The 10,977-nt window shown below is 40.0% G+C and carries 14 protein-coding genes; all 14 read right to left on the bottom strand.

Translation table 11 applies throughout. The features are described from left to right. Positions 1-14: 14 nt before the first annotated feature. Positions 15-272 (bottom strand): phosphopantetheine-binding protein, encoded by a 258-nt coding sequence (locus QRD02_RS03015; protein WP_290253414.1) that lies wholly within the window; start codon positions 270-272, stop codon positions 15-17. Next, on the bottom strand, positions 269-892 hold the full coding sequence (locus QRD02_RS03010; protein ID WP_435373012.1) for a 3-oxoacyl-ACP synthase: 624 nt from the start codon (positions 890-892) through the stop codon (positions 269-271). The genes QRD02_RS03015 and QRD02_RS03010 overlap by 4 nt, the downstream gene beginning before the upstream one ends. 16 nt (positions 893-908) lie before the next feature. Further along, positions 909-1,991, bottom strand: coding sequence for a methyltransferase (locus QRD02_RS03005; protein ID WP_290253413.1), 1,083 nt, complete (start codon positions 1,989-1,991; stop codon positions 909-911). Between the two features lie 10 nt (positions 1,992-2,001). Then, a complete protein-coding gene (locus tag QRD02_RS03000; RefSeq protein ID WP_290253412.1) occupies positions 2,002-3,150 on the bottom strand; it encodes a beta-ketoacyl synthase N-terminal-like domain-containing protein in 1,149 nt (382 codons plus the stop codon). Between the two features lie 3 nt (positions 3,151-3,153). Beyond that, positions 3,154-3,582: an acyl-CoA thioesterase gene (locus tag QRD02_RS02995; RefSeq protein WP_290253411.1), complete on the bottom strand. Its 429-nt coding sequence runs from the start codon at positions 3,580-3,582 to the stop codon at positions 3,154-3,156. Then, complete coding sequence (locus QRD02_RS02990) at positions 3,572-4,840, bottom strand: ABC transporter permease (protein WP_290253410.1); 1,269 nt, start codon at positions 4,838-4,840, stop codon at positions 3,572-3,574. The genes QRD02_RS02995 and QRD02_RS02990 overlap by 11 nt, the downstream gene beginning before the upstream one ends. Continuing rightward, positions 4,833-5,576 carry an ABC transporter ATP-binding protein gene (locus QRD02_RS02985; protein WP_290253409.1) on the bottom strand — a complete coding sequence of 248 codons (744 nt, stop codon included), beginning with the start codon at positions 5,574-5,576 and terminating at the stop codon, positions 4,833-4,835. Before QRD02_RS02985 ends, QRD02_RS02990 begins: the two co-directional genes overlap by 8 nt. 31 nt (positions 5,577-5,607) lie before the next feature. Next, positions 5,608-6,615, bottom strand: a complete 1,008-nt coding sequence (darH, locus tag QRD02_RS02980) for a BtrH-related acyltransferase DarH (RefSeq protein WP_290253408.1) — start codon at positions 6,613-6,615, stop codon at positions 5,608-5,610. Between the two features lie 111 nt (positions 6,616-6,726). Beyond that, positions 6,727-7,128 (bottom strand): flexirubin biosynthesis protein DarG, encoded by a 402-nt coding sequence (gene DarG, locus QRD02_RS02975; RefSeq protein WP_290253407.1) that lies wholly within the window; start codon positions 7,126-7,128, stop codon positions 6,727-6,729. 2 nt (positions 7,129-7,130) lie between these two features. Then, positions 7,131-7,589: a hotdog family protein gene (locus tag QRD02_RS02970; RefSeq protein WP_290253406.1), complete on the bottom strand. Its 459-nt coding sequence runs from the start codon at positions 7,587-7,589 to the stop codon at positions 7,131-7,133. Further along, a complete protein-coding gene (locus tag QRD02_RS02965; protein WP_290253405.1) occupies positions 7,590-8,027 on the bottom strand; it encodes a hotdog family protein in 438 nt (145 codons plus the stop codon). Further along, the gene (gene darB / locus QRD02_RS02960) at positions 8,028-9,161 is read right to left on the bottom strand and encodes a dialkylresorcinol biosynthesis protein DarB (protein ID WP_290253404.1); all 1,134 of its coding nucleotides are present in this window, start codon (positions 9,159-9,161) and stop codon (positions 8,028-8,030) included. Continuing rightward, on the bottom strand, positions 9,161-10,078 hold the full coding sequence (locus tag QRD02_RS02955) for a dialkylrecorsinol condensing enzyme DarA (RefSeq protein WP_290253403.1): 918 nt from the start codon (positions 10,076-10,078) through the stop codon (positions 9,161-9,163). The genes darB and QRD02_RS02955 overlap by 1 nt, the downstream gene beginning before the upstream one ends. A 3-nt stretch (positions 10,079-10,081) precedes the next feature. Continuing rightward, complete coding sequence (locus QRD02_RS02950) at positions 10,082-10,963, bottom strand: lysophospholipid acyltransferase family protein (RefSeq protein WP_290253402.1); 882 nt, start codon at positions 10,961-10,963, stop codon at positions 10,082-10,084. Between the last annotated feature and the right edge of the window lie 14 nt (positions 10,964-10,977).

Here is a 10,977-nt window from a genome sequence, read left to right as displayed (position 1 = left end):
CAAGTTTTCGGAAATTACTTCGTGCGATGTTCTTGAATATAATCTGCCATTACTTGCACAGATTCAAAAATCTTTCTTCCCTCTTTCGGGTCGCTAAGACGAATGCCGTAATCTTTGTCCAACATAACAATAAGTTCCAACGCATCGATGGAATCTAGCCCCAATCCGTCGCCAAAAAGCGCGTCATCATCGGCAATATCAGCTACCGATATCTCTTCAAGGTTCAATTGCTCTATTATTTTTTCTTTTAATTCTTGTTTCAGGTCGCTCATGATAATGTGTATATTCTATTTATTTGTTTAATATTATGTTCTATTTCGCCTTCGTTTTCAACTAAATAGAGGAAGGCTTCATAACCGTTTTCGTCCAAATCTACCCAGCCACAAAGTACCTTTTCTGCTTTTTCGTTTCGCAATAAACTATTGGCGTACAGATGCAAATGTTCAGCGTTGAAGTGGTCAAAGATAAAAAAACTATTTTCAGAATAAAGCCTGTGTTTTATACTTATCTCGCCCAAGCAAATATTGGGAAGGGTGTAAACAAATACCGCTGGACTTGGGAAATATTCCTCCTCATTTTCAATGGCCGCTTGGTGCTTTCGGTCGGTATCCAAACTGGAGGCTCTATTTGAAAATATTAAGGCGATGTTATTTTCTTCCTCGTTCAGATTTTCTCTTTTCAGTAAAACATCTGCCGCTAAAAATGCCAATTTGCTTAGACTATCCATTTTGAAAAATTTGGGATAATCGGTCTTTAAAAACTTATAGGCATTTTTAATAAATGTTTGAAAATCTTCCGAAGCATCGTCAAAAACGGATTGCCCATTCACCGTAAGTGACTGGTTTTTCAGGTGGCAAAAACTTTTTATGCGATAGTTTTGGTTCAAACTCATTAAAATTGAAATCCTATTAAGCGCTTATCGTGGCGGTTTTCTTTTCACAAACAAGCATGGTGTGATATTCGCCCAACTGTATATCGTCCCTGAGTTGCAAACCGGCTTTGTCAATAAGTCTTAAAAAAACGGTTGAAGGGTACATTTTGCTGTTTCCATTTGCCAACACCGTAAAATAAAGTGATGTGGCTTCCAAAATAAATTGCGAAGCCCGAAAGGCCTGCCTGTCCGTAAAGGTTTCTACAATTATTAGTTGGGCCTTGTCATCCATGGACTCAGAGCAAGTACTCAAAATTTTTACAATTTCATCCTCTGAAAAGCAATCTAAAAACTGGCACATCCAAATCAAGTCTGCTCCGCTCGGAATTTGGGGATTCTCCGAAAGCCAATCAATGGCGTGTCCGGAAATTCTATCCTTAAATCCATGACTTTCTGCATTGGCCAGAGCCATCGCCAATTGTCCCGGCAAATCCACAATTTTCACATTAACATCTTCGTCAAAATTGCAACATTTAATGGAAAATTTGCCCGTGTTTCCGCCCACGTCAAATAGGTTTTTTGGCTTTCGCTCAAAAATACGCTCCAACGCATCCGCGAAAATATCATCGGAATAATGATGGTCAAAATCAAACCACGATTGCTGCTCGGTGGGGGTCAATTGCGACAGGCCCTCATAGATGGTTTTCCACTGCCCAAGCTCTTTCAGTCCTTCGGGTTTTCCATTTTTTATAGAATCGTTTAGGTGAAACAACCCCTTATAACAGACGTCGTGGGCAAAATTTAGGTTTACACCGGTGGTTGTGTTATAGTTCAAGAAGTAACCAACTTTTGTGAGTTCATATTGTTCCTTAGTTTTAAGCACAATATTTGAAGTTTCCGCAATTTCCAGTAAAACGCCCACGCCATATGGTGAAATGGAAAGGTTTTCTGAAATTTCATTGACGGTTGGACCGCCATTTTCACGTTGGTCGAAAATATAATCGAGAATCCCAAGTTTCCGAAGCGAAACCGACGCTTGAAAGACAAAGGGTGCAAAGGCAATCCGGTGGGCCTCTTCCAGAGCTTCAACGGCGTTCAATTTTTTTATTGGATTTGACATTTATGATTGGTTAGTTGTTTACTTTTTTGAGGACCACCGCTGTGTTGCAACCTCCAAAACCTGATGCGGTTTTTAGAAAAATTTGCTGTGGTTTCGGTGTATTGGTTTTGATGATTTTGATACTTTTCGAAACGCCAAGGTCGGAAAAACCTTTAGAAGAAAAAAGAATATTTTTTGCCATAAAATGCATTCCCACAATAGTTTCCAACAATCCCGAAGCGCCCAATGTGTGCCCAAAATAACCCTTCAAACTATTGAGGGGAATGTTTTCCATCCCCAATCTGTTAAAGGCGATTGCCTCCATTTCGTCATTGAAGGGCGTGGCGGTGCCGTGTGCGGAAATATAATCAATTTGTGATGCCGCAATTTTTGATTCGTTTAGGGCAATTTTCACACTCCGGAAAAGTCCTTCGCCGGTGCGCGATGGGCCGGAAATATGGTTGGCGTCATTACAGGTTGCATCGCCCCAAATTGCAACGGCTTCCTTTGGAAGATTTTCTTTGTAAGAAGTAACCAAGGCACTCGCGGCCACCTCGCCCAAATTGATGCCCGTGCGATTTTTATCGTATGGTTTGCACGGTTCGGCGGACAAAGCCTGAAAAGAATCGAACCCAGCAAGCACGAATTTCGATACCAAATCGCCGCTGGTAATGAAAACGTGCTCGTATTTTCCTTCGGCAATAAAGCGTTTCGCTACGGAAATGGCCAAAACTCCCGAAACGCAGGCGTTTGACAGAACAATCGCCTCATTTTCAAATTCGAAAAAGTTTTGGATGGTTTTGCCCAATTCGCTTAAATAAGCGCGATTTTCCGGAAAGTTATTTTCTTTTTCAAGCAAATCAATATTGCCTTTTGTGGTTGAAATTACTAAACCGACTTTTTCATTTAAAGGAATGTTTGCAGCGTCAATGACTTTTTTCAAAGAGAAAATGAGCATCTGTTCAAGCTTTGTAAACTTTGAAGCATCGCCAATTTTAATGAATTCTTCTTTTATCACTTCTGCGGAAAGCATTGCGGCGCAAAAGGGTTCGGGCAAAAGTGACTTGTTCTCTAATTTTTGAAGTCCGGATTTTCCATTTTCTATTTGGGCCACTACAGTTTCACTATCAAAGCCAAGGTTGCTGAAAATATTGTTATATGAAATGAAGATTTCAGTCATTATTTAAAGTCCCATTTTCTTTTTCCAGTTAATAAAAAACAGCGGTTTCGTTAAAGAAAGTTCGCCGTGTTCATTCAAAAAAACTTGTATGGTTTCGCCCAAACATACCAATCTTCCCTTCGGATCAAAAATACGATAGCGGAAAATCATTTTGGCCGCGGGGGAATTTACGAATGTTGTTTTTATGGTTGCCACGTCGCCGTAACGCAGTGGCAGTTTGTGTTCGCAAGACGATTTTACAATGGGTGAAGTATAGCCGTTTGCCTTTTGTTCCAAATAGGAAATGCCATGCTCACGGCCAAAAGCCTCGCGGCCATCCTCAAAATATTGTATATAATTGCCGTGCCATACAATTCCCAACGGGTCGGTTTCGGTAAACCGTACCCGAATTTCTGAGGTGAAACTTATTTCATTTTTGCTGTCAGACGGCATTTTTTCTTCTATTATAAATGATTGAAATTAGGAGCATTAAAAGGAAGAACAACAATAATAATGAAATTTCGGGAAGGATTTTAACAAAACCGACATTTCTTAAAAAAACATCATAAAATGCTTCCAAGCCCCAGTTCATCGGAGAAATCATGGAAACAAATTGCATCAATTTCGGCATCACAAACACAGGCACCCACACCCCGCCGAGCGCAGCCAAAATAACAACCAAGGTAGAGCCGAACGGCGCGGCCTGTTCCTGTGTTTTTGCAATGGTGCCAAGCATAAGTCCCAACCCAACCGCCGCCAAACCCGAAAAAAGGGCAACTGTATACAGCATCGGCAATTTGCCGGAAACATCAATTCCCGGAAGGCCAATTGCTGGGAAAAGATACATTCCTACAAGCAACATTAGCGTAAATTGAATAATACAAACACCTAAATAAACAATAGTTTTTCCACCCAGAACCGTGGCATAATTTATTGGCTGGGTGCGCAATCGCACAAAAGTTCCCTGATTTTTCTCCTTAACCATATTGATTGAAAGCGGAACTATGATGAAAAAAATAGCAAACAGCGTCCATGCCGGAACGTTGTGCTGCGCTGAGTTTGGGAGGATTTCCACGTTATTTTTAGTGGGAAAAATTTCTTTGAATGCGATAAAATTTTCGGTGTCGAATATGGGTTCGGAATCTTCTTCGCCCAATTCATTTTGAAACGCTTTATAAATGCTTTCGGTTTCAATTTTTGAAATCATTTTGTCAATGCCGTTTTTCACTGACGATTTAAAACTTGTTTGGGTTGCGGGATCAAAATACAAACGGACCTCTTGCTGCGGAATTACTTTTTTTGCAATTGACGACGAATTTTCCTCCAAACCGAATTTTGATAAAATTCCTTCCACATTTTGGTCCACTTTCTTTTGGAGTGAAGCTGATAGATTTTCAGGAATGATAATTGCGAGTTGATATTTACCCGCGAAAACCGCTTCTTTAGCTTCCACTTCCGATGATTCTTGCAGAATTTCAAAAGAATTCGAATTTGATAGATTTTCAATAATGTTTTTGGAAATTTCTCCTTTGTCATTATCCACCAAAAGCACCGGAATTTTTACATCGCTAATTGTTCTAAAAGTGCTGTCCTGCACTAATGTAATTACAATCAGAAGCAATAGAGGCATAATAAAGAGGATGGCAATTCCGCCCAAATCGCGGACAAGAAGCAGAAATTCTTTATATGTTGAGGCCCAAAGTTTATGCATAATCGCGGAGGGCTTTGCCGGTTTTTGCCAAAAAAACTTCTTCCAAACTGGTGGCGTTTTCCTGATTTTTTATCAATTCGGAAGGAATGCCTTTTAAAATTATTTCGCCATTGTCTATTATTGCAACGTGGGTGCAGAAAAACTCGGCTTCGTTTAAATGGTGCGAGGTGTAAACTATTGTGGTGCCTTGCGAGTTCAACAATTTTAAATGATCGATAATAGCATTTTTCGATTGCACATCTACTCCCACAGTGGGTTCATCCAAAAAAACAACTTTTGGATTATGTAAAATTCCAGCAATTAAGTTTACGCGACGTTTCATTCCGCCGGAAAATGTAGAAGTTTTCTTATTGGCGAATTTGGAAAGCCCCATAATTTCCAAATGTTCTGCAATGGATTTTTTGAGAATTTCTCCTTTAATTCCGTACATACTCCCGAAATATTGCAAATTTTCAAAAGCCGTGAGTGTGGGATAGAGTGCGTATTCCTGCGGAACTATACCAATTAATTTCTTTAATTCATTTTTGTTTTCCCTAAAATTCAAGCCATTTATGGTGAACGTACCGGAAGTGGGTTTCAGCAGGGAGGTGAGCATGGAGATAAGCGTGGTTTTTCCTGCGCCGTTTGGGCCGAGCAGCCCGTAAATTTCACTTTCTTCAACTTTCAAATCGAGGTTTCTTACCGAAAAGAAATCGGCGTTTTTGTACTTTTTTGAAAGTTGGTTTATTTCTATCATAAGCCCCCTAAATCCCCCAAAGGTGGACTTTTTATATCGATTTCTTTAACTTCTTAAAAAACACCTTTTCCAAATCGGCAATGTGGTCCAATTGGTCGGCAACTTTATTATAGCTGTCGGTTTGGGCGCTTCGGTTTTTGTAGATTCGGGAAGCTTCCAATGCGAAATCGCGCCACAAATCGCCAATCTCGGTCATTTCTTTTGAAAGTGCTATTAATTTTTCATTTTCTAATAATTTTCCGGCTTCCTGCAAAAAGGCTGCGTAAATATATCGGAAACCGCCGCCACCAGTGCCTATTTCTTCCTGCATTCGCACCACTTGTCCGAGATAATGGTTAGCGGTTTTAATTCCTTTTTGTTTGGGCCATTTGCGGATTAATCCCGCAATTTTGTGTATACCCTTTGCACCTACAAAAGGCACTGGCGCCAGCATAGATCTGCAAGTGTCCTTAATTCCTTTTATGATTGCTTTTTCAAGCTCCAATTTTTCGGGGAAGGAAATTGGATAATACATATGTCCTTTGGGCGCGAAAGCGCCTTTGGCGAACCGCACTTTTTCCAATTCTTTTTCAGAAAGGGAAGTAACATCCTCCATAACTGGATCACTGATTAAATAACGATTTTCTTTCTTCCCATACACCACCATATTATGGGCGTTGAAATGGAAACGGTATTCATCGGGGAAATACACCAAATTATAAACGCCAACTTGCAGCCCGACAGGATTGTTTTTTTCAAGATTTTCATCAAGCCGCGCTTTTGCATCCTTCGGGTTGCTAAATTTTTCGCGCTTCATTTTTACGCCAGTGCGATTTGCGAATTTTTTAAAAATATGTCCCGGGAGTGCACGGTATGTTATCACGGGGGCGTGATTCACTTTCAATAACGGAATATAGCAAAACAAGAGTCCGCTGCCAATGCCAAAAACCATCGGCTCGCTCACGTTGTAACCGTTATGCTTCATTAAATTTGAAACAACGCCGTTTTCGCAATGAGCAGATTGGTGGTGGGTGAAGTCAATTTTGGTTTCGTGTTTCAAGTTTCAGTTTTTTAATTTTGATGCTATGGATCCCTGTTGATGCGAGGATTCTTCGGATACTATGATTCTATTATTTTTTATTGCCCTTTATAAATTTTCGAAAGTAGAAAATCACCGATGCATCGACTTCAATTCCTCAACTGAAATTTCAAAAACCTCAGCATATTTCTGAAGCGTTTTTTCGCTTAACTTTTTAAATACCGATGGTTTAAAATGCCGTTTTACTTTCCATTGCCAAAAACCAACATAGCTTGCTAAAATGCCCACGTCCATTTTGTGAAGCTCCATGTAATATTCAATTGGGCTTGTTTCGCCTTTAATTACTCGGTGTTTGGCGTCTTCAATGCGTTCGTGTATTTCTTCAATTGCATTATTCAATGCCACAGTTTTGGGTTCCCAACCCGTGCTATTTTCTGTAGTATATTCGCCGTTTTCATCCACTGCGTAGCATAGCTCACGAAAATTGGCGGATTCCAGATTACTTTTGTCTTGGGGAACTTCCTTTTTCTTCATAATCAGACTTCATGGATTAAAAAATTCATGGTAGAAGATACAATTAATTTTTTATCGAGAAAGGTTTGCGCTTCGAGGCTACAGAGGGTTACTTCACCGGTATCGAAGCGAGAAATTAGATTTGCCTTTGTAATAATGATATCTCCCACATTTGGAAGCTGAAAAATCTCCACTTTCTTAACGGCACTAATATAGCCAACCAGTTTATTACCTGTTCCTTCAAAATCATCCTTCTCAAAAAAGCTTTGCCCAACCACGCCCGACGCGGCCTGTGCGGCATTTTCAATTAGGCCAGATTCCGAGAGTTTCCCTTCCTTTAGGAAAATACATTCTTTGGAAATATGGAATTGTGTTGTAACGGAGTTGTCATCAATCTCCAAAACGGAAGAAACCATAAGCATTGGTTCCCGATGTGGTAAATAGTTAGAAACGTCAATATTTGAAACGTCCGTATTTTTCATTTAGGAAGCCAATACGGTTTTCATTTCGCTGGTTGCAATAATTTTTCCTTCGCACATCGTTTCAGCGGTTACCAAAGTTACGCCCATAATTTCGTGTAGAATATTTACGGTAGTGGTAAGTTCCTTCCCAACCGCGGGAAGGTAGAAAACCTCTGCTTTTTTAATGGAGCCAATATAGCCTGTTGGGGCATCTTCTTTTTTCAAAAAAAATTGATATCCCGTATAAAGAGCAACCGTTTGTGCCATATGCTCAATAAGCCCCGGCGCCGTAAATTCGTTATTATGGGTAAAAATATTTTCTTCGGAAATTGTTAGGCCCGCTACTACTTTTTTCTCTTCAAAGTGAAGCAAGCTGTCCACCATTACAAACGGCGTTTTCTGCGGAATCAGTTTTCCGATGAAATCTTGGTCCGTTATTTTGCTTGTGAAAGCATTCATTTAAACGACTGTTAAATAGGCATAGGAATAAGCAAATCTGGCACTTTCAGGCACTTGCAGCAAGATTTTGTTGCCTTTTCTAAGCTTGCCGGAATGCACCAACTCTTCCAACATTAGATAAATGGAACCGGCACCAACGTTGCCTACTTTCTGCAGGTTCAAAAACCATTTGTCCCAAGAGAAGTGAAGACCCTGGCGCTCAATTTCATTGTATAAATTTTCTTTAAAATAATAGGAGGAAATATGGGGAAGATAAAAATCTATTTCGTCCTCCGTGATGTTGTGCTTTGCCATTGCTTGTTTTAGGCTTTCCACTCCTTTTTGAAGAATATTTTCGCTTAGGAGTCTCACATCCTGTTTCATTGCGAAAAGGGACATTTTTCCCCAGACATCGGCAGGAAATTCACTCCAAGGTTTTAAACTCCCGTCCTCCTGTTTATCGCCCCCTGCATACATACAAGTTTCCAGTTCAAAGGCGTAACTGTAGCCTTCCATCCATTCTATTTTTAACGGAAGGTTTCCGTTGGGTTGGCTTTCCAAAAGCACGGCACCAGCCCCATCCGACAGCATCCATCGTAGGAATTCTTTATTAAACGCTAATATTGGTTGTTCTTCAATCTCTTTTAAATGTGCCACTTCGTCCTCAAAGATATCCGATTTCATCCATGAGGAAGTTCTTTCGGAACCGGTGCATACGGCATTGTTTACCTGACCAGATTTCACGGCCATATATCCGTATTTTAAAGCGTTCATTCCACTGCAGCAGGCGCCTGAAGGAGAGTTTATTTCAAGATTGCCGTTTTTAAGAAAACCATGGACCATTGCGGCATGACTGGGCAAAATTTGGTCGGGGCTGGAAGTCCCACAGGAAAGCAATTCTATCTGATTTTTTGAAAAAGAATCATCGCACAAGGCATTAACCGCCTCGGCCGCCAATTGTGCATTGTTATGTGTTACATTTCCTTGGGAATCAAGAGCGTAATATCGTTTTTTTATTTGGTTATTGCGAAGAATTATGCGGCGTGCCTTGGAGGTCTGGCCATTGATTACTCCAAGCTTTTCCTCCATTAGCTCGTTGTCCACGGGCTCATTGGGCAAAAACTTCGCAATCCTTGTAATGTATACGTTCTTCATTAATCTTGCTTTAATGCAACAGATGAATAATAAGCTTTATCCCGCTTTATTTTACGATACTTTGGGAAATAAGTGAGCAAAAATACAATAAATACTATTGGTGCAATAAGCCATATTGCAAATAACAAATAATATTTAAAAAACACGAGCCATTTGCTCCGTTCCCTCCCTTTTTTTTTGATTAAATGATTTGCCCATTTGGTAAAAACAACGTTGCCACGAATGTCCGTGGCTATAAGAGAAGGATTAATCTTTACAGCACCTTCGGATAAAAGGTTTTTTTGTAGGGTATCGAAATTAGCTGTGTGCAATGCCGTTTTGATTGGTTTCCCAAAACGGGAAGATGCAATAATATCGGCAGCAGCAATGCCAGGCTTTGGAAAAATACCCAGCATTCTAGTTTTCTTACCGCCCATTAACCAATGGACAATTGTGATGACGCTAATGTGGTTGATATTTTTGTCCACCAATGCAATGTTGCCTACTAATTTCGCCTTATTCGCAACCAACAATTTCTTTACCTTTTCTTGTGCCATAATCCACATATTACGGCTTGCGGAAACCGTGACAACAGGTGTATTTGCCAAGAGATTTTTTGCCTGTTCAGATTTCAGAAATGAATTGACGGGTATTGAGGGCGTTAAGTACCATGTGGTGTAGCCCAGTATTATCAAATCATATTTCTTTTGACGAATATTAAATGGGATTTCCTCCATTGGCACCGGAATTTGAAGGAAGGTTTCAGGAAAAGCGCCATAAAATTCTGATTGTGTCCAAGGAAAGGGGAATTTCTCTTTGGGGATTAGTTCACAATAGGAAATATTAGTGTTTTCATCTGCAATACTAGAAGCTATTTGCTTTAGAATTTCTAACAGCTGGCCGGTCTGCGTATAGTATATTATTAACACTTCCTTCATAAACTAACTGTCTGTTTCCCAAAAGTTGTAGTAGTTGAACCACTGCAAAGGATATTTATTGAGCATCCATTCCACACTTTGTGTATATTTTTTCAGAAGTCCCTGCGCATCTCGGTTTTTCACCTCAGCCTTTCGGGCGTAAAGATGATAATGTTTGTTCGTTTCTTTCATAACATATACGAACAAAACTGGAACGTTCAGCCTGCTAGCCAATAAAAATGGTCCAGCGGGAAAGTTTGCATTTTTTCCCATAAGCGTTTCGGTCAAAACCTTTTGACCTTTCATATACCTATCTCCAGTAAAACAAACCAATTCACCGCTACCCAAGGCGTTGTTGATTTCAAAAATATGAGACATGTCATCCTTCACCAAAATGAACTTTACGTTGGTACGCATTGTGACTTTTTCCATATATTCCTTTATATGCCTATGTTCGGCATCGGTGGTTACCAGGTTTATTTGGGAACGGGTATCAATTTCCTCAAAGAAAAATTCTGCTATTTCAAAATTGCCCACATGGGCACTTATCATAATTCCACCTTGTTGTTTGTCGAGGAGGTCAATAATGTTTTCGACCCCATCACACTCATATGTGAATCGTCCTTTCAGTCCTGAAGCGATTGCAGCCTTGTCGATAATCGTTTTTCCGAATATAAAATAGCTTTTGAAAATACACCAAAGACTTCTTGGCAGGGAATATTTCAATCTTTTGCGGAAATAATAAAATATGGAGCGGGTACTTTTTCTTGCGAAGAATACGTAATACGGTGCTACAAAAAGAAGGAGGACGTAGGCAGCGCCAACACCAAGTTTTCGAATAAAGAATATAAAAATTTTATACCCTAGAACGGTTCCTTTGCTCTTGCCTTCCCACTCACCAGCCATAAACTGTTATTGCA

It is taken from the genome of Aequorivita aurantiaca (assembly GCF_030410135.1).
GTDB classification, from domain to species: domain Bacteria; phylum Bacteroidota; class Bacteroidia; order Flavobacteriales; family Flavobacteriaceae; genus Aequorivita; species Aequorivita aurantiaca.
Note: the sequence above shows the minus strand (reverse complement) of the source record. Positions and strands in the feature narration are given on the sequence as shown.